This window comes from Curtobacterium sp. MCBD17_008, from assembly GCF_003234475.1.
In the GTDB taxonomy this organism is placed as follows: Bacteria; Actinomycetota; Actinomycetes; order Actinomycetales; family Microbacteriaceae; genus Curtobacterium.
In genome coordinates, this window is the sequence record NZ_QKTK01000002.1 from 82,839 (window position 1) to 100,764 (window position 17,926).

Sequence of the window (17,926 nt, forward strand, 5' to 3'; positions counted from 1 at the left end):
ATCATGACCACCACCACGACCCTGCTCGACCGCATCCTCGACGCCCACGGTGGCGCACGATGGGCGGACGTCTCGACCATCTCCGCGAACCGGCACTTCGGTGGCGCCTTCTGGGGCCTCAAGCAGGTCCCGGGGATCGCCGAGGAAGGCCGCTTCACGGTCGACCTCCGCGAGCAGCGCGCTTCGCTCGAGCACTTCGGTGCCGCCGACCTCCGGACCGAGTTCACCGCCGACCGCGTCGCCGTCGTCCGCTCGACCGACCACGGCGACGAGGTCGTCGAGGAGCTCGTCGACCCGCGGGCGTCGTTCGCCGGTCACGTGCTGGAGACGCCGTGGACGCCCCTGCAGCTGGCCTACTTCACGGGCTACGCCATGTGGACCTACAACACCGAGCCCTGGTCGTTCACGTTCCCCGGCGTGCAGGTCGAGGAAGCCGGCCCGTGGACCGAGCCGGGCGGTGAGACCTGGGACCGCCTCCGTGTGACCTACCCCGACTCCATCGCGACCCACACCCCGACGCAGACGCTCTACGCCGACGCCGACGGTGTGCTCCGGCGGCGGGACTACGAGGTCGACATCGCCGGTGCGTCCCCGAGCGTGGAGTACATGACCGGGCAGACCTGGGTGGACGGTCTGCTGCTAGCCACCGAGCGCAACATCTTCGTCCGCGACGGCGACGGGCACGCGCTGCCGGAGCCGCTCATCGTCTCCATCCGCATCGACGACGTCGTCGTCTCCTGACGAAGCGCATCGTCACGGAACCCGGACGACACCAAAAGGAAGGACGGCCATGACGGACATCGACGGGGCAGTGGTCCTGGTGACGGGAGCGAACGGCGGACTCGGACAGGAGTTCGTGCGCCAGCTCCGTGAGCGTGGCGCTGCACGTGTGTACGCGGCGGCGAGGAGCCCGCGGACGTGGGACGACGGGGGCGTCGTGCCGATCCGGCTCGACGTGACCGACGCCGCATCCGTACGGGATGCAGCCGCTGGCGCCGACGACGTGACGGTCGTGATCAACAACGCGGGTGTGTTGCGCAGCGGCTCCCTCGTGGACGGTGACCTCGACGACGTCCGTGCGCAGATGGAGACGAACTTCTTCGGCCCCCTGCAGGTCACGCGGGCGTTCGCACCGGCGCTCCGCCGCTCGCACGGTGCGGTCGTCAACGTCGCGTCGGCGCTCAGCTGGTTCGCGATCGGCAACGGGTACAGCGCGTCGAAGGCCGCCCTGTGGTCGGCGACCGACTCCCTCCGGCTGGAGTTCGCGGCGGACGGCGTACAGGTGCTCGGCGCCTACCTGGCGTTCACCGACACCCCAATGACGCCCGGGGACATGCCGAAGAACGACCCGGCGGACGTGGTCGCTGCCGTCCTGGACGGGCTGGAGGCCGGAGCACACGAGGTCCTCGCCGACGAGCTCACACGCGCTGCCCGAGCCGGTCTCTCCGCGCCGGTGCACGAGCGCTACGACGCGCTGCAGGAGGCGCACAGGCGCTGACAGCGTGCGGACGCGCAAGACGCCCCCTGCCACGGCACGAGCCGCAGCAGGGGGCGTTCGTCGTGCTCAGACCTCGACGGTCTCCAACGGCCGGAGCGCGATCGGGACGGCCAGCCGACCCTCGAGCGCTGCGCTCAGCGCAGCGAAGGCCGGTCCGGCGGCGTGCGCGTCCAGCGCAGCCTGGTCGCGCCAACGCTCGACCATGACGAACCCACCGGTCCGCGGGTCGCGGTGCAACTCGTAGCGCTCGCAGCCGTCGTCCTCGGAGCGGACCCGTGTGACGGCGGTGAGGAGCGCCTCCCGGACGGTCTCTGCGTCGCGCGGCGACGGTTCGATCTCCGCGATGATGACGATGCTCATGGTGCCCCCTTGCTCAGGCGATCCGCTGGCCACCGTCGAGGTGGACGGTGGTCGCGGTCAGGAACGGATTGGTGAGGGCGAAGACGACCGCGTCGGCGACGTCCTCCGGGGTCCCCACGCGACGGGCGGGGTTCGAAGAGGCGACCTGCGCGAAGAACGCTGCCTTGTCGTCCATGCCGTCCCACGATCCGGAGTCGACGACACCGGGGGAGATCCCCACGACGCGGATCGGTGCCAGGTCCACGGCCAGTGCCGGGACGAGCGCGTCCACCGCACCGTTGGTCGTCGCCATCACCGCGAGTCCGGGCTGCGGCCGGGCAGACACGTACCCGGAGAACAGCACGAACGCGCCGGTGGGCGGCATGATCGGGGCGAGGTGCTTCGCCAGCACCAACGGGCCGACGACCTTCGCACGGAAGGCATCCTCCACGTCGCTCTGTTCGAGTGCGCTGACCGGGCCGTTCGCGTGGTCGGCGGCGACGGTCACCACGTGGTCGACGGACCCGAGCGTCGCCCGAGCGGCGCGGATGCTGTCCTCGTCCCCGAGGTCGAGCCGGACGGCGGACGTACCGCGCCCGACGATCTCGGCGACCTGCTCGGCAGTGTCCTGCCGACGACTGGCGGCGACGACCCGGGCGCCGACGACGGCGGCCGCGGATGCGACCGCCGTCCCGATGCCGGATCCCGCGCCCACGACCAGGACGGTCCTGCCCGCGAGGCCGGTGCTCATCAGCGTGCCGCGTCGATGCCGGCCTGCGCGATGACGGCGTCCTGGTCGGGCGTGCCGCCGCCGGAGCCGACGGCGCCGATCACGGCACCGGACTCGTCGGTGATCGGGAGGCCGCCGGCGACGAACGCGAGCGGCTCGTTGCTCGCGGCTCCGAGCGTGTACAGCGGAGCGCCGGGCTGGATCGCCGCCGCGAGGTCGCCGGTGGCCGCGCCCCCGAAGTACACCGAGGTGCGTGCCTTCGCGAAGCTGGAGTCGATCGACACGAGCGGGGCACCGTCCTGGCGGACCGAGGCGACCATCCGGGCGCCGTCGTCGAGGACGGTGATGGACGACGGCACGCCGAGCTCGGCGGCCTTGGCGTCCGCCGCGGCGATCATGCGCTGCGCCTGGGTGAGGGTGATGGACATGGTTGTCTCCTTCTCTGGTGGTGGTCTTGGTGGGTCTGCGGCTCAGGCGGCCGGTTCGTCGGTGACGACGACCTTGCCGATGACGCGTCCGCTCTCGACGAGGCGGTGGGCTTCGCGCAGCGTCTCGGCGGTGATGGGCCGCAGGACCGTCGTCGCGGTTCCGCGGATGCGTCCGGTGTCGACGAGGTCGGCGACCTCGTCGAGGATCCGGTGCTGTTCGGCCAGGTCGGCGGCTCCGTGGAGGGACCGGGCGAACATGAACTCCCAGTGCCACGTGAGCGCCTTCGACTTCAGCGAGACGACGTCGACCTGCTCGGGGTCGTCGATCGCGACGATCTGGCCGAAGGGGCGCAGCACTCGCTCGTAGACGGGGAGCTGGCCGGTCGAGTTGGCGGTCAGGATCCACTCGATGCCGTCTGGGGCCACGTCGAGGACCTGTGCGGCGAGGTCGCCGTGGTGGTCGACGACGTCGTGGGCGCCGAGGTCGCGCACCCACGCCTCGCTCTCCGGTCGGGAAGCGGTGGCCATCACCCGCACGCCGGGCAGCAGGGTCCGGACGAGCTGGATGGCGATCGAGCCGACACCCCCTGCACCGCCGACGACGAGCAGGGTGCCGGTCGCGTCCGGGGCGATCCGGAGCTTGTCGAACAGGCTCTCCCACGCGGTGATCGCAGTGAGCGGGAGCGCGGCGGCCTCGGTGTGGGACATCGTCGACGGCTTCCGACCGACGATCCGCTCGTCGACGAGCTGGCGTTCCGCGTTGCTGCCGGGCCGGTCGATGGCACCGGCGTAGAACACCTCGTCGCCCGGGGCGAAGAGCGTGACGGCATCGCCGACGGCGCGGACGGTACCGGAGGCGTCGAAGCCGAGCACCCGCACACCGCCGTCCGGTTCCGAGCCGCCGCGGAGCTTGACGTCGACGGGGTTGACCGAGACCGCGCGGACCTCGACGAGCAGGTCGTGCGGGCCGGGGGTCGGTTCGGGGATGGTCGTCGGCACCAGGCTGCGGGCGCTGGTGACCGGGAGAGCAGCTGTCTGTCCGATCGCTCGGACCTCGTTCGTCGTGGTCATGTCAGTACCGTGCACCCGTCCCCGTGGTTACCCGCAAGGCCCCCTGGTTACCGTCGGGTAACCGAGAAAGCCCAGTTCGGAAGCCGTACCCAACGGGAACCAAGCGGTTGCTGCTCGACGTGGCCGCAGGTACAGTGCCGCTGTGACCACGTCGATGAGCCGTCCCGTCGAAGCCGCCCACGTGCTCGACACCTGCGACCGGAACGACGTCTACGCCGCGGCTTGCCCGTGCCGCGAGATGCTCGACCTGCTCGCGAACAAGTGGACGGCGCTCGCGATCGGTGTGCTCGAGGACGGCCCGCAGCGGTTCGGTGAGCTGCGGCGTCACCTGCAGGGCGTGAGCCCGAAGGTGCTCTCCGCGTCGCTGAAGCGCATGGAGGACGCCGGGCTCGTGACCCGGACCGTGTTCGCCGAGGTGCCACCCCGGGTCGAGTACGCGCTGACGCCGCTCGGCGTGGGGGCAGCGGCACCACTGGCGCACCTGCGGGACTGGGTGAACGAGAACGTGTCGCGGCACTGAGGCCTCCCTGAGTCGATGCACCCAGGTTCTGGCAAGGCCGCCGGAGCGAGCGTGTCCCCAACCGGGCCAGGTTGTCCTGCCGGGTAGCTCGTAGCGTCGGAGATCGTTCGATCATCCGATCTCGCAGAGGAGCACCCATGTCCCGCACGTGGTTCATCACCGGTTCGTCCCGCGGCTTCGGCCGTTCGCTCACCCTCGCCGCCCTCCGCGCCGGCGACCGGGTCGCAGCCACCGCCCGGAAGCCGCAGCAGCTGTCGGACGTCGTCGAGGAGTTCGGGTCGCAGGTGCTCCCACTCGCACTTGACGTCACCGACGCGGCCGCTGCCATGGACGCACTCGACGCCACCCGCGACGCGTTCGGCTCGGTGGACGTGGTCGTCAACAACGCCGGGTACGCCAACCTCGCACCCGTCGAGACCGCGTCGGAAGACGACTTCCGGCAGCAGTTCGAGACGAACTTCTGGGGCGTCTACAACGTCTCGAAGGCAGCCGTCCCGATCCTGCGAAAGCAGGGCGGCGGGACCATCGTCCAGTTCTCGTCCGTCGGAGGACGAGTCGGCGGGACCCCCGGCCTCGGCTCGTACCAGGCGGCGAAGTTCGGCATCGACGGACTGACACGCGTGCTCACCACCGAGACGGCGCCGTTCGGGATCCGGTATCTCGTCGTCGAGCCGGGCGGATTCGCCACCGACTGGGCGGGCGCGTCGATGGACGTTCACGGGATCCCGGAGGAGTACAGCGCCACGGTGGGTACCTTCGCGGAGCGTCTCCGCGGAGCGCCGGCGGCGGGAGACCCGGACAGGGCCGCCGAGATCCTCGTGCGCACCGTGGGACGGGACCGGCTGCCGTCCCACCTCGTCATCGGCGCCGGGGCGGCGCGCATGGCGATCGCGTACTCGCAGGAGCAGATTGCCGAGGCCACGGCGTGGGAAGGCGTCTCTGCGTCCGCCGACTTTGGTGCCGAGCGGGTGGAGCTCCCGGGCGGCGGCGGGGTTGGGGCCTGAGCGACAGACGCCAGTCGAAGGTCTTCAACGAGCGGTGTAGTGGTGCTCCCGGGCTGGCCCATCGCTCAGAATGATCATGCCTGTACTGATTGCACGACCAGGAGCGTCGCCGGGGCCGTTTGTAGGCAGCCGTGGCCTTGACTGTCGCGGAGGTGTGCAACAGCTCGACGAAGTTGCCGGCGCGTGATCAAACGTGCGGGCAACCGCCGTTCTTCTCTGCTCCACAACTGGGGTGTCGAGCACCATCGCTTCATCCACTACGTTGAGCGGAACCACAGTTTCGACAGACGCTCAAGAAAGAACCACCCCTCACCATGATCTCGAAGCAGACGCTCGCGTCGGCCGCAGTCGGAGGGGCGGCTGTGCTACTCCTCGCCGGCTGCAGCACGTCCTCCACCTCCAACGTCGCAGCAGGCACCGTCGGCGAGTCCTCGACCACCTCCCCGACTCCCACGTCGACGACGGTCGCTGCCCTCCCCTTTAACGCCGGCGGATACCTCGCTGGAAACGCGACGCCGAAGGTCGCCGTCGGGAACGTAGGGAAGGTCTCCGTCGTGGCCACCGCACCCCTCGAGAAGACGGACGGCACGGGCAGCGGCACGCTCACATTCGCTTTCCGGAATAACACCGCGGCCTCAATCTCCCACGTCGACTTCACCGGCACGGCATCGGTGGGCGGCAAGGTCGTCGCCAGCGGCTCGAGCCAGGACACGATCCCGGCGCAGGTGAAGCCGGGAGAAGCCGGCTTCGGTTACATCTACTTCGAAGACGTCTCGTCCGTACCGGACTCCGGTGTTCAGTACGACTTCAAGGCGTCGACGTCGCCCGCAGATACCTCCTCATACAACTCGGCACCGCTCAACGTCACGCAGGCCGACAACAACGGGAAGTCGATCATCGGCACCGCCGTGAACAAGACCGGCGAGCCCCTCACTGGGCCGTACTCAGTGGGGGTCTACTGCTTCAGCGGTGACACCCTGACCTCGTCGACCCTCGACTACGCCACGGAGTCCGGCGACATCGAGGCGGATGCGACCGTCTCGTTCAGTCACGACCTGTACGACACACCGTGCGACACGTTCACCGTCGGTGTCTCGGGGTGGTTTAAGTGAAGCGGCTGATCGCTCCCGTCGCCCTGGCCGCTGTGCTAGCGCTCACCGGGTGCAGCGCGACGAACACCGCTGACGCATCGGCGGGGCAGACCAGCGCTCCGACGAAGACAGCCTCATCTACGCCGACGCCGGACCCGGTAGTGATCCCGGACTTCACCGGCAACTGGAAACAGAACAACTCCGCAAGCGACGACGGTTGGATGACCGCCACTATCGACGGCAACACCATCACGGCGAACTTCGTCACCGACAATGGCGACACCACGTCGCTGTTCTGGGTTGGCACGTTCACTCCGCCGACAGACGACAAGTCGCCCTACACCTGGACATCGACGCGGGACACCGCCGCCACCGACTCGGCCCTGCTGGCATCGACGGACCCGACGAAGGACTTTATCTACGAGAACGAGGAGATCAGCTTCCCCGTGACTATCGCGGGCAGCACCGCCACCGTCCGGCTGTCCAAGCAGTAAAGCGCGAGGGACGGTCCACCGTGGCGATGCCGGTACCGTCGTACAGGCGTAGAGTCGGCCCACTCGCCGCAAGGTGATCGACGACAAGGAGCGCCGTTCACCTTCGGGCGGACGGCGCTTCTTGTCGTGGCCATTCCGCCTCGTCCTGCCGCCCACAGGTCGCGCGCAGCGAAGCTTTGATGAGGGACTCCGGCCGCTAGCGCGCGAGCTCGACCCGGAAAGTCGTAATGCGCGTTATCGGCGGGAACGAGGGAACGGCCGCCGCAGTGAAGTTTCGGCTAGACCGAGCGCGAAGACGGAAGACGCCGCGGCCGCAAGCGGGGAGGCGCAGTCCATACTCCGCCGTGCCTCATCCGGCTGGCTCGGTCTGGGCATAGAATTGGTGGAATAGAAACGACTACCCTGGGACAGGGAAGGGGGCTCCATGAAGGTCTTCATCGCTGCAGAACTCGGCGTCGCATTCGAGACGCTACGAGAGGTCACGCGGGACGCTGGATGGACGATCTCAAACGCGTCAAGCGATCTTCGGAACTCCTTCGCATCGCCGCGAGACGAGATTCAGAGTGCTGATGCCGTTATTGCCGTTTTGGATAGATCTGCGAAGAACTCTGAGGCAAGCATACTTTTTGAGGCTGGTGTAGCAGTCGGCCAGAAAAAGCCTCTGATGCTAATCATAGAAAATTCGTCTGATCTGCCTGGTACCTTTCCGCGGGAAGTTCAAACGCTACGCACGGAACTCACCAATGCACCAGCGCTGAGATTGCATGTCGGACTCTTCCTGCGCGCGGCCGCGAGTACCAAAGGACGGTCTGTAACTCGGCCTGATTGGACTGAGGCGGCAGAGACCCGGCGGGGTGGCTTTGCGGCCTTCGAAGATTCCTCGATGTGGAGTGTCGCAACCTTTGAGGACCTGGTAATTCGTCTTCTGGAAGCCAGCGGCTTAGCCGTCGTGCAGACAGCGGCCAATTCGGACCAGGGGTACGATCTGGTCGCCAGTAACCCTGGGGCGTCGGATTTCAGCGGGCCGGTCCTAGTGCAGTTGAAAATTGGTTACCCAGACCTCTCATATGCTGCTGATCGGCTCCGCGATGCAATGTTGCGCGAAAGCGCATCCCGCGGCCTGTTAATTTATTTGGACAGCAATCGGCAGGGGCTTCACCCCCGCATCGACAAGGTACAAATCCCGGGCGTCAGCATACTCAGTACCGAATCATTCGTTCAAGCCCTTGAGCGATTTGGAAGCCTCGCCCCCGTTCTTGAAACGGACTCGGTATCGAGAGGGATCGCGCGGTGAGCGCCATCTTCAAGTCGGAGGTGCGCAAGCGCCTCAAAGCGGCAGAAGCGACGGGACTTACGGCTGCGGCGAAAGGCAGCTTGTTTGAGCAATTACTCGTTTATATCTTCGACGAGCTGCCTGCCACCATAGTCGAACCGGGCATAACGAGCAGTTTCGGCACCGAGCAGGTCGATATCGCGGTCTCCAATCGCGGCGCCTTCCCCTCCCTCCCGAATGTCTTCCTTGTGGAGTGCAAGAACTACGGGCACAAGTTAGACAGTAAGGCGGTCGGATACTTTCTCTTTATCTGCCTTTCTCGGAAGGTCGAGCTGGCCGTAATAGTCGCAAGCAATGGATTGACCGGGGACTCTGCTGAGCAAACGTATGCAAAGTCGCTCGCGAAGGCTGCCTCCCCGCTCGGCTGTAAGCTGATTGTTCTTGATCGAGACGATTTACTTTCGTTCACAACGCCCGATGATGTGGTTCGCCTTCTAGAGAGGCGGTATCTGCAGGCGTTCGCGAGTGGCGGGATAGGTGTCCGTTAGTTCCGGTCGCAAGTTCAACCGCCGTCCGATCCACACCGCCTTGAGTACATCCTCCACGGCCACGGCCACGGCCACGGCCACGGCCACGGGATCGGCCGCGAATGCCAAAACTTCCGATTGGTGCTCCTGCCAGTGGCTAGCTACAGGTGGGAGGGTCTTTTCGGTTCATCGGAGCACCTCCACTGCGCGCCGATCGTCCGTGGCAAGCGTCCCGCTCCATCGAGATCAGCAGCCCCAGACGTCCAGCTGCCTGTTCCGCCCGTTCACTCGACCAGAGAGGAACAGGCCGATGACACCAACAACAGCCCCGACGATGCCAATGACGATTGACAACGGATCACTCATGTTCGCGGCGGCGTTCTGGGGTGCAGCTCTGTCATGTGCTCATGGTCGGAGTGACTTCTGACATCCGGCCTGTCGCGCTGCCCGTCGGTGATCGTCGGACACGACTGTCCCAGTCGACCATGTTGGACTTGACAAGGAGGCGCAGATGTCGCAAACATAACAAACATGGCAGATGAAACCGGTATCCCGCAGACCCTCCGAGCGATCCGTTCCAGCATGGACCTCACGCAGGTTCAGTTGGCCGACCGGCTCGGGGTGTCGTTCGCGACGGTGAACCGGTGGGAGGGCGGGACCTCGAAGCCGCAACGAGCAGCGATGGCCAGCATTGCGGCACTGGCCGCAGAGGCCGGTGTGGAGCCAGACACCGCCAGCGAGTCCACCAGCGTGCCGGTGACGCGGGTTCGGGGCCGGCGCAGCTCGGCCACTCCGAGCACGAAGTCGATGGAGCAGATGCTGTGGGACGCCGCGTGCTCTATCCGCGGCGAGAAGGATGCGTCCAAGTTCAAGGACTACTTGCTGCCGCTCCTCTTCCTCAAGCGCCTCTCGGACGTCTTCGACGACGAGATCGATCGCCTCGCCGAGGAGTACGGCGACCGCGATATCGCGTTGGAGATCGCCGAGGGAGATCACTCGCTGCTGCGGTTTTACCTTCCGCCCGAGGCGCGGTGGGTCGCTATCTCACAGCGGACTCCGTACGCGTGGCCGCCCGACGATCGCGGGCGTCCGACCACCCCGAGGGATGTCGGAGAGCACCTGACCAAGGCCGTTCGGGCGGTGGTCCGCTTCAACCCGTCGTTGTCCGGAGTCATAGACATCGTCGACTTCGCGGCGGAACGGAACGGGGAGCGTGACATCAACCCGGCGAAGTTGCGCGGCGTGGTCGAGCAGTTCTCGGATCCCCGCTACCGGCTGGGGCTGGCTGACGTGCAGCCCGACTTCCTCGGTCGTGCCTACGAGTTCCTGCTCCGGAAGTTCGCCGAGGGATCGGGGCAATCCGCGGGCGAGTTCTTCACTCCGACCGAGGTGGGGTTCTTGATGGCGCGGATCCTTCGCCCGCGACCCGGCGAGACCGTCCACGATTACGCGAGCGGCTCGGGCGGTCTGCTGATCAAGCAGCAGTTGGTCGCCCGCGAACTGGACCCGACCGGGAAGGTGCCCCTCAAGATGTTCGGCCAGGAACTCCAGGCTGAGAGCTACGCCGTCTCGCGGATGAACACGATCATCCACGATATGGACGTTGACCTTCGTCGAGGCGACACCATTCTCAATCCCAAGTTCCGTGACAAGGGAGGAGCCCTTCAGCGGTTCGACATCGTCGTCGCGAACCCGATGTGGAACCAGCCGCTCTCGCCCGATGTGCTGACGGACGACCCGTTCGAGCGGTTCGGGAAGGCCGGAGGTGTGACCTCAGGCAAGGGCGACTGGCCCTGGCTGCAGCACACCCTCGGCGTCATGAACGACGGAGCGCGGGCCGCAGTCGTGCTCGACCCCGGCGCCGTTTCGCGGGGATCCGGTTCGAAGAACGAAGACAAGGAACGCGCTATCAGGAGATGGTTCGTTGACCGCGACTTGATCGAGGGCGTCATCCTGCTTCCCGAGAACCTTTTCTACAACACCAGCGCAGCTGGAGTGATCGTGTTCCTCTCACGGCGGAAGCCGGCGGCACGCAAGGACAAGGTGCTGCTGCTCAACGCGAGTAAGCGCTTCGTGAAGGGCAAGCCCAAGAATCACATGTCCGATGACGACGTCGCCGGTGTCGTAGCGACTTACCTCGGAGGTGTGGACGTCGAAGGCGAGATGGCTGTTGTGGACAGATCGGAGATCGTGGCAGCCGACTACAACCTCATGCCGACACTGTGGGTCAAGCATGTCGATGACCGGGTCCACCGGGAGATCGAGGACATCCTCGCTGACATCGCGATTCAGCGACAGCTTGCGATTGATGCTGATAGGACCCTCGCACAGATGCTGGCGCGATCGTGAGCTACGACGAGTGGGACTGGGTACCTCTTGGCTCGCTCTTCGCCATCGATGCGGGCAAGACCATGACCGCTGCGGCTAGGGAGGGAGAGGTGAAAACTCGATTCCTCCGCACGTCGAACGTGCTCTGGGACCGCATCGATCTCACGAGGGTTGACGAGATGGCAGTGGCTTCCGCTGACCTTGCGGCCAAGTACTTGAAGTCAGGAGACATGCTGGTGTGCGAAGGAGGTGACATCGGAAGGGCTGCCATTTGGGAGGGCGGCATGGAGAATGTCACCTTCCAGAATCACCTCCATCGGCTCCGGCCGAAGCGAGATGACGTCATTCCGAGGTTCTACGTCTACTTCCTTCAGGCGGCTTTCACCCAGCTGGGACTCTTTCAGGGCGCTGGGAATCGCACCACGATCCCGAACCTGTCGTCGAGCCGTTTGGCCGCGCTCAGTGTTCCGCACCCGAGCAAGCCTGAGCAGGAAGCGATCGTCGTCGCCCTGCGAAGCGCGCACGACTCGATCGAGCTACACGGGCAGATCGCGGGCTCAGTCCGGGAGCTCAAGGCGGCGTTGATGGAGCGAGCGTTCCGAACCGGCCTTCGCGGCGTCGAGTCCCGAGAGACCGAAATAGGCCTGATGCCCGATGCATGGATCGTTGAAGAGCTTGGAGCCCAGCACTCGGTGAGCACCGGGGCAACCCCGTCTCGAAGCAAGGAGAAGTACTGGGGCGGCGAGATCCCGTGGGTGAAGACAGCCGAGGTCGACTACTCCACCATCACCTCGACCTCTGAATGCATCACGGCTGCGGCCCTCGCGGACACATCCGTACGTATGTACCCAGCGGGCACTCTTCTCATGGCGATGTACGGCCAGGGGGTCACCCGTGGCAAGGTCGCGAAACTAGGGATCAACGCGACATGCAATCAGGCTTGCGCGGCTATACAGCCGATCGCCAATCGGGTCGACGGTGACTACCTTCGCTACTTCCTCGAGTGGCGCTATGAGGACATTCGAGGAAAGGCGCACGGAGGGCAACAGCAGAATCTGAACCTCGACATCGTCCGTGCGCTGGTTATCGCCTATCCAGAAGAAGTAGCCGAGCAGCGCGAGATTGTCGATCTGCTTTCTGCGATAGACGCTGTGCAAGCTTCCCACCGCGGCATGGAGCGGCTCGCGACGGAGCTATTCCAGTCCCTGCTCTTCAACACCATGACCGGCGGATTCGTCGTGGCCGCACCAAGAGATGATCCCGAAAGGCTCGAGGCGCTCGCATGACGATGCTCAAGATCAACGAGGCGCACTCCGCCCAATTTCCCATGGTCGGCCATGCCGGTGAAATCGGCTGGGACGTTGTGGGTCCCGACGAGGCTGAGGCGCTTCGCCATGGCCGCGCGAACATGTTGTTCGAGGACGTTCTCGAACGGAAGCTCGTGGAGTTCAACCCGTGGCTCTCCGAGAGTCAGGCGCGTTCGGTCATCGAGACGATCGAAGCGTTGCCGCCCACGATCGAGGGCAACTGGGAGGTGTTGCGCTGGATCCGTGGTGAGCACATGTGGCACGACGAGAACGAGAGTCGCGACCGCCCTGTCCAGGTGGTCGACTTCGACAACCCGGCGAACAATGCCTTGCACGTGACCTGGGAGTGGAAGATCGAGCCAGTCGCGCGCAAGGGCAACCGTGCGGACGTGATGTTCCTGGTCAACGGGCTCCCGGTGGCGATCGTCGAGCACAAGAACCCGAAGGACGGCGACGCCCTAGAGCGGGCTATCAAGCAGATCCGGCGGTACCAAATCGAAACGCCGGAACTGCTGGCGCAGACGCAGCTTCACAACACGACGCATCTGCTCGGCTACTGGTACGGCGTGACGTGGAACGTCACTCGGCGCTCGATCTTCAAGTGGAAGTACACCGAAGACGAGAGTTACCGTGCAGCCGTTCAAGCGTTCTTTGAGCCCGGCGAGTTTCTTCGTACCCTCCGGAACTGGATCCTCTTCTACATCGAGGACGGCGAGACCAAGAAGTCAGTCCTGCGAGAGCACCAGCGCGTCGCCGTCGACAAGATCGTCGAGCGATGCGCCGACCCTGCTAAGAATCGTGGTCTGATCTGGCACACCCAGGGTTCTGGCAAGACGTTCACGCTGCTCACGGCAGCGCGGCAGATCCTCGAAGAGAAGACGCGCTTCGCGAATGCCACGGTGATCGTGGTCGTCGACCGGACGGAACTCGAGGGGCAGCTCAAGGAGTGGGTCGAGCGCCTCCTCGGCGAGATGCAGGCCAGCGACATCGCTGTCCGGCGGGCGGACAGCAAGGACGACCTGCAGGACATCTTCGACTCCGACTTCCGTGGCCTGGTCATCTCGATGATCCACAAGTTCGAGGAGATCCGCGCCAACAGCTCGGATCGCGAGAACATGTACGTCTTCATCGACGAGGCGCATCGGTCAGTGGCAGCCGATCTCGGCTCCTATTTGATGGCGGCCGTCCCCAAGGCCACTATCATCGGCTTCACCGGGACGCCCGTAGGGGGCACCCGCGATGGCTCGGGATCGTTCAAGATCTTCGGGGCCCAGGACGACGATGGGTACCTGGACAAGTACTCGATCATCGAGTCGATCGACGACGGCACGACGCTGCCAATCAAGTACATGATGGCCCCGTCGACGATGACAATGCCGACCGAGGATCTGGACGAGCAGTTCTTCGCCATCGCTGAGCAGGAAGATGTCACGGACATCGACGAGCTGAACAGCGTGCTCGACCGAGCGGTTGGGCTGCGGACGTTCCTCGGTGCAACCGGCCGTGTTGAGCAGGTCGCCGCGTTTGTGGCTGCTCACTTCAAGGAGAACGTCGAGCCGCTTGGGTACAAGGCATTCGTCGTCGCCGTCGACCGCGAGACGTGCGCCAAGTACAAGCGCGCACTCGACAAGCACCTGCCGGCGGAGTGGTCCGAGACCGTCTACAGCAAGAACCCCAACGACAGCGTTGACCGCCCGGACGTGGCAGAGCTGCAGCTCACAGACGATCGCGAGAAGGACGTCCGCCGCCTGTTCAAGAAGGCAGACCAGCAGCCGAAGATCCTCATCGTGACCGACAAGCTGCTGACGGGGTATGACGCACCGCCGCTGTACGCGATGTACCTGGACAAGCCGATGCGCAACCACGTGCTGCTGCAGTCTTTGGCGCGCGTCAACCGCCCCTACATCGACGCCGCGAACGTCAGCAAGCGCGTTGGCCTGGTCGTCGATTTCGTCGGCATCTTGCGCGAGCTGACCCAGGCACTCAGCTTCGACTCCGCGACGATCGGCGACGCGCTTCAGAATCTCGACGTACTGATGACCGACCTGCAGCGGAAGATCACGAGCGCGGCCGGCGACTATCTCGAGGTGGATGGCAGCCTCACGCCCGACGCGCAGTTAGAGAGCGTCGTGTACGGGCGATTCCTGGCCCCCGACGCCCGCAAGAAGTTCTTCGAGGACTACAAGAATGTTGAGGCTCTGTGGGAGATTCTGTCCCCGTCTGCCGAACTCAGCGACCACATCGTGACCTACAAGCGCCTGAGCCAGCTCTACGCAGCTGTCCGGGCCGCCTACTCGCAATCCTCTGGCTTCTTGGCGGATCTTGAGCACAAGACCAAGCGCCTGGTGTCGGACTCGGCCACCCAGGGAGCGCTGGGGCGCTTCTCGCGCATCATCAACTTCGATGTGGAGACGCTCGAAGCTCTGCGGCAAGAGTCCGGACCTGACGAGGGGAAGGTTTACAACCTCCTCCGTGGCCTCCGTAAGGAGTTGAGTGACAATCCCGCTACCGCGCCGGTGCTTCAGGGCCTGAAGGACCGAGCTGACCGGGTCCTGCAGGATCTCGAGGACCGCAAGATCACCGGCATCGCGGCCATGGACGAACTCGACGCACTCGCGCACGAGAAGGCCGCCATCAAGCAGCAGGCTGAGGACAGCGGACTGAGTGACACCGGTTTCGCCGTGTTCTGGGTGCTGAGTCGTCAGACCGCCGTTGAGCCGGGGACGCTGGATGCGATCGTCGCGGCTCGCGAGATCGAGTCGGTCGTCGAGAAGTACGACTCGTGGCGCGACAACCCCGACGAACGTCGCCGGCTCCGCGCCAGCCTCTACAAGCCGTTGCTCACGCTCGGCGCGGCAGAGCGTGCCGCGGCTATCGAGCAGGTAATGCAGGTGCTCGATCAGGGGGAGCAGTAGTCCCGATGGCTTCCCTCTATCCCGAGCAAGTCCTGCAGCGCCGCGCCCTCGCATGGGCGCTGGAGCTGAAGGTGAATCCGGAAAAGATCGTCATTGCCCGAATGTCGTCGAAGTGGGGGTCGTGCGCGCCTGACGGAGTCGTCACCCTTGCTGAAGACCTCGTACGTGAGAGCGACACCTTCCAGGACTACGTGATCGTGCATGAGCTGCTTCACCTGCGCTACCGAAATCACGGGAAGGTCTTCAAAGCCCTCATGACCGCTCATGTCCCGAAATGGCGCGAGATCGATGGTCAGCGGTCGCATGACACGGAACGCCCGAGAGGAGGGCGCTGAACACCATCGACCAGCAGATCGCAGCGTCGACGGTGCCATTGTGCACAATCTCGAAACGCTCCATGAGCAGCGTGATCTTCTCTCGCAGAACGTTCTCGCTCAGCTGCGCAATCTGGTCGAGGGCCTGATCTACCGGGCTCATGTGTGCAGTGGGGGTCAGACGTTCGACCACAACCTGGTGCCTGGTGGTCAGCTCCAGCAGAAGCGCGCCGCCTCTACCAGAGCAGCACCGTTCCGAACGCCGGGCTCTCATTCAGCCCGTGGAACGGATCCCCGAAACCCGTGAAACGCCCTTCGGTACTAGTATCGGCAATCCGTGTCACCGCTGGCGTCCGCGAATAAGCGGAACACCTCGCGGCGGCCCCGTACTCTTGCCGCATGACTCGTGGACGCTGCCCCTCGTGACCGCGATGACGAGCGGTCCGCTCTGGTACGGTGCGCGGGTGTGGGAACGCGGGCTCGACGTCGTGCTCGTCGTGACGGTCGTCGTCGAGGGTGCCCGGTCAGGCAGCGGGACCGCCGACGCGAACTATAGAGCGACAGCAGAGATGTGTTTTCTTGCGAGGCATAAAGGCGAAAGGAGCCTAAGCTCACGCATCGCGTCATCGGAAGCGCCATCAATTCTGAGCGGGCGGCGCTTCCGCCGCATCGGAGGCTCGTCAGGAATCGGCGGTCGAGGCACCCGCGTTAGCGACTTCCTCGAGCATGGCCGACAGACACGAGCTGCGGACTCAGCGCTTGCGCCCGCCTTCAGGCGTCTCATGATCTCCCTCGAGACGGATGGTGCGTCGAGACAGGACGTGTCGATGCGCCTTGGTTGGGGCTCGCGACCAACCCGTGCGCACTCTAGACGCTGCGAACGTTCCGCACGTAGGTATGCGATTGACTTGCGTTCTCTCGGAGGGGCTCAAGCGCCTATGCGAGAACTTACAGAACATACTTCGGTTGGGGCTCCTCAGAACGCGGAGGAATGGATAGCTGGCGGCACGTATAGGTTGGACTGCCGGACGGTCCAGCTTCCGCCAAATTTACGAGAAACGGCTTCCACCCCGTCCGTGACCCAGCTGCCCAGCCGGGGGCTGATGATCAGTTCGTTTATCAGGGCGTTTGTGTCACAGGCAATTGATGCATACCTCGGCAGGCCGGCGGTGCTCGGAGCCTTGTAGTTGTGCTCTCGCGACCGATCGTGCGCCACTAGACGGAATTCATTCTCGTGTAGAAATTCATTGCGCTTCACGAAGAATTGATCGGTGTAGGTTTCGCTCTGAGTGGCGTCGGTAGAGAAGTTGCGATACTGCACACGGCCATAAAAGATCGTGCTCACGCAGTCCGCGCTGCCCAAGGATTGCCGAAGGTCTCCCCACGTGGTCTTGATGGCCAGTCCTCTATCGTCGCCGTAAATCCGCCACAAACCAGCGTTCTCTGTCTCGAACGTATTCCAGCATGAGACGTACGTCCGTTCGCGATGGAACTGTGTTTCAAACGCTTGACGGCTAAGAGAGGCATTCCTTAGATACGGGGGCTGACCTTCTTCTCGCCACTGATCGAGGTCAGCTCTGGTGGCCGCGTCGCCGGCCACACCTTCGTAAGCGTCTTCCATCGAGGTTGCTCGTGGCATCTTCAGGGCTGCGCTGGACAATAGATCTAGGAACTTCGGGAAGTCCAAGTAGCGCCAAAGAACTGTGTCGTCCGACGGTTCGAGGCTGGAAGGGTCGACCGAGGAGAGGGTGACGTCCATGAGGTGGACTATACATCCCCTTTGGGCTCGTGCCGTCGCCGTAGTGACTTGCGCATCAACTTTGGTCAAGCAGCCCGCGGTAGTGCATTGCTGAGTCTCGTCTGAATAGATCTCAACAAAGCTGCTACAAGGGCATCGCAAGGGGGTACCGAGCGGTACTCGTCAGTTTGGGAGGCGGTGACGGAAGTCAGAGTTCGTGTCGGTGACGAACCACAGCGCGATGCGGACTCTGCTCAGGGAGGCATTGTGGTCGGCGTTGCGGAATCCGGTGCAAAAGGAAGCCGTCGTCGTGGCGATGAAGTCGTCGGTCCGGTCGCTGTACCTGCTG

At 64.7% G+C, this 17,926-nt stretch carries 18 protein-coding genes; 12 read left to right on the top strand and 6 right to left on the bottom strand.

All coding sequences use genetic code 11. The features are described 5' to 3' along the window. Positions 1 to 3: 3 nt before the first annotated feature. Together DEI95_RS02225 and DEI95_RS02230 are read left to right on the top strand one after the other, a co-directional pair. Positions 4 to 741: a hypothetical protein gene (locus tag DEI95_RS02225; RefSeq protein WP_111059251.1), complete on the top strand. Its 738-nt coding sequence runs from the start codon at positions 4 to 6 to the stop codon at positions 739 to 741. Between the two features lie 49 nt (positions 742 to 790). Continuing rightward, positions 791 to 1,498, top strand: a complete 708-nt coding sequence (locus DEI95_RS02230) for an SDR family oxidoreductase (protein ID WP_111059252.1) — start codon at positions 791 to 793, stop codon at positions 1,496 to 1,498. 66 nt (positions 1,499 to 1,564) lie between these two features. Here DEI95_RS02230 and DEI95_RS02235 read toward each other — a convergent pair whose 3' ends face one another. The 4 genes from DEI95_RS02235 to DEI95_RS02250 are packed head-to-tail and all read right to left on the bottom strand — an operon-like array spanning position 1,565 to position 4,066. Beyond that, positions 1,565 to 1,858: a putative quinol monooxygenase gene (locus DEI95_RS02235; RefSeq protein WP_111059253.1), complete on the bottom strand. Its 294-nt coding sequence runs from the start codon at positions 1,856 to 1,858 to the stop codon at positions 1,565 to 1,567. Positions 1,859 to 1,871: 13 nt separating this feature from the next. Then, on the bottom strand, positions 1,872 to 2,591 hold the full coding sequence (locus DEI95_RS02240) for an SDR family oxidoreductase (protein WP_258367438.1): 720 nt from the start codon (positions 2,589 to 2,591) through the stop codon (positions 1,872 to 1,874). Beyond that, positions 2,588 to 2,995, bottom strand: a complete 408-nt coding sequence (locus DEI95_RS02245) for a heme-binding protein (RefSeq protein ID WP_111059255.1) — start codon at positions 2,993 to 2,995, stop codon at positions 2,588 to 2,590. The genes DEI95_RS02240 and DEI95_RS02245 overlap by 4 nt, the downstream gene beginning before the upstream one ends. Before the next feature lie 42 nt (positions 2,996 to 3,037). Then, a complete protein-coding gene (locus DEI95_RS02250; RefSeq protein ID WP_111059256.1) occupies positions 3,038 to 4,066 on the bottom strand; it encodes a zinc-binding alcohol dehydrogenase family protein in 1,029 nt (342 codons plus the stop codon). Positions 4,067 to 4,208: 142 nt separating this feature from the next. On the opposite strand from DEI95_RS02250, the gene DEI95_RS02255 reads away from it, so the two are divergent. Together DEI95_RS02255 and DEI95_RS02260 are read left to right on the top strand one after the other, a co-directional pair. After that, entirely contained in the window at positions 4,209 to 4,586 is a 378-nt protein-coding gene (locus DEI95_RS02255; RefSeq protein WP_253206071.1) for a helix-turn-helix domain-containing protein, read from the top strand. A 137-nt stretch (positions 4,587 to 4,723) separates the two neighbouring features. Then, positions 4,724 to 5,590 carry an SDR family NAD(P)-dependent oxidoreductase gene (locus tag DEI95_RS02260; RefSeq protein WP_111059257.1) on the top strand — a complete coding sequence of 289 codons (867 nt, stop codon included), beginning with the start codon at positions 4,724 to 4,726 and terminating at the stop codon, positions 5,588 to 5,590. Positions 5,591 to 5,840: 250 nt separating this feature from the next. Here DEI95_RS02260 and DEI95_RS16840 read toward each other — a convergent pair whose 3' ends face one another. Next, positions 5,841 to 6,152 (bottom strand): hypothetical protein, encoded by a 312-nt coding sequence (locus DEI95_RS16840; protein ID WP_220036613.1) that lies wholly within the window; start codon positions 6,150 to 6,152, stop codon positions 5,841 to 5,843. Between DEI95_RS16840 and DEI95_RS02265 the strand changes: the two genes are divergently transcribed. The 8 genes from DEI95_RS02265 (at position 6,145) to DEI95_RS02300 (ending at position 15,860) form a co-directional block, all read left to right on the top strand. Beyond that, a complete protein-coding gene (locus tag DEI95_RS02265; protein WP_209080173.1) occupies positions 6,145 to 6,702 on the top strand; it encodes a hypothetical protein in 558 nt (185 codons plus the stop codon). The genes DEI95_RS16840 and DEI95_RS02265 overlap by 8 nt on opposite strands. Further along, entirely contained in the window at positions 6,699 to 7,175 is a 477-nt protein-coding gene (locus tag DEI95_RS02270) for a hypothetical protein (RefSeq protein ID WP_111059259.1), read from the top strand. Before DEI95_RS02265 ends, DEI95_RS02270 begins: the two co-directional genes overlap by 4 nt. A 424-nt stretch (positions 7,176 to 7,599) precedes the next feature. Further along, the gene (locus DEI95_RS02275) at positions 7,600 to 8,469 is read left to right on the top strand and encodes a restriction endonuclease (RefSeq protein ID WP_111059260.1); all 870 of its coding nucleotides are present in this window, start codon (positions 7,600 to 7,602) and stop codon (positions 8,467 to 8,469) included. Continuing rightward, positions 8,466 to 8,996 carry a restriction endonuclease gene (locus DEI95_RS02280; RefSeq protein ID WP_181436165.1) on the top strand — a complete coding sequence of 177 codons (531 nt, stop codon included), beginning with the start codon at positions 8,466 to 8,468 and terminating at the stop codon, positions 8,994 to 8,996. Before DEI95_RS02275 ends, DEI95_RS02280 begins: the two co-directional genes overlap by 4 nt. A 510-nt stretch (positions 8,997 to 9,506) precedes the next feature. Continuing rightward, positions 9,507 to 11,324 carry an N-6 DNA methylase gene (locus tag DEI95_RS02285; protein ID WP_111059262.1) on the top strand — a complete coding sequence of 606 codons (1,818 nt, stop codon included), beginning with the start codon at positions 9,507 to 9,509 and terminating at the stop codon, positions 11,322 to 11,324. Beyond that, positions 11,321 to 12,589: a restriction endonuclease subunit S gene (locus DEI95_RS02290; protein ID WP_111059263.1), complete on the top strand. Its 1,269-nt coding sequence runs from the start codon at positions 11,321 to 11,323 to the stop codon at positions 12,587 to 12,589. The genes DEI95_RS02285 and DEI95_RS02290 overlap by 4 nt, the downstream gene beginning before the upstream one ends. After that, positions 12,586 to 15,525 carry a type I restriction endonuclease subunit R gene (locus tag DEI95_RS02295; protein WP_111059264.1) on the top strand — a complete coding sequence of 980 codons (2,940 nt, stop codon included), beginning with the start codon at positions 12,586 to 12,588 and terminating at the stop codon, positions 15,523 to 15,525. Before DEI95_RS02290 ends, DEI95_RS02295 begins: the two co-directional genes overlap by 4 nt. A 5-nt stretch (positions 15,526 to 15,530) precedes the next feature. Further along, complete coding sequence (locus tag DEI95_RS02300) at positions 15,531 to 15,860, top strand: M48 family metallopeptidase (protein WP_111059265.1); 330 nt, start codon at positions 15,531 to 15,533, stop codon at positions 15,858 to 15,860. Positions 15,861 to 16,815: 955 nt separating this feature from the next. Here the strand turns inward: DEI95_RS02300 and DEI95_RS16405 are convergent. Next, positions 16,816 to 17,598 carry a DUF2971 domain-containing protein gene (locus DEI95_RS16405; protein ID WP_146243576.1) on the bottom strand — a complete coding sequence of 261 codons (783 nt, stop codon included), beginning with the start codon at positions 17,596 to 17,598 and terminating at the stop codon, positions 16,816 to 16,818. Positions 17,599 to 17,926: the final 328 nt, after the last annotated feature.

Excerpts from the sequence above, each read along its gene's own strand:
- DEI95_RS02225 (WP_111059251.1), top strand. The coding sequence starts at position 4 with ATGACCACCACCACGACCCTGCTCGACCGCATCCTCGACGCCCACGGT.
- DEI95_RS02230 (WP_111059252.1), top strand. The coding sequence starts at position 791 with ATGACGGACATCGACGGGGCAGTGGTCCTGGTGACGGGAGCGAACGGC.
- DEI95_RS02235 (WP_111059253.1), bottom strand. The coding sequence starts at position 1,858 with ATGAGCATCGTCATCATCGCGGAGATCGAACCGTCGCCGCGCGACGCA.
- DEI95_RS02245 (WP_111059255.1), bottom strand. The coding sequence starts at position 2,995 with ATGTCCATCACCCTCACCCAGGCGCAGCGCATGATCGCCGCGGCGGAC.
- DEI95_RS02250 (WP_111059256.1), bottom strand. The coding sequence starts at position 4,066 with ATGACCACGACGAACGAGGTCCGAGCGATCGGACAGACAGCTGCTCTC.
- DEI95_RS02260 (WP_111059257.1), top strand. The coding sequence starts at position 4,724 with ATGTCCCGCACGTGGTTCATCACCGGTTCGTCCCGCGGCTTCGGCCGT.
- DEI95_RS02275 (WP_111059260.1), top strand. The coding sequence starts at position 7,600 with ATGAAGGTCTTCATCGCTGCAGAACTCGGCGTCGCATTCGAGACGCTA.
- DEI95_RS02285 (WP_111059262.1), top strand. The coding sequence starts at position 9,507 with ATGGCAGATGAAACCGGTATCCCGCAGACCCTCCGAGCGATCCGTTCC.
- DEI95_RS02295 (WP_111059264.1), top strand. The coding sequence starts at position 12,586 with ATGACGATGCTCAAGATCAACGAGGCGCACTCCGCCCAATTTCCCATG.
- DEI95_RS02300 (WP_111059265.1), top strand. The coding sequence starts at position 15,531 with ATGGCTTCCCTCTATCCCGAGCAAGTCCTGCAGCGCCGCGCCCTCGCA.
- DEI95_RS16405 (WP_146243576.1), bottom strand. The coding sequence starts at position 17,598 with ATGGACGTCACCCTCTCCTCGGTCGACCCTTCCAGCCTCGAACCGTCG.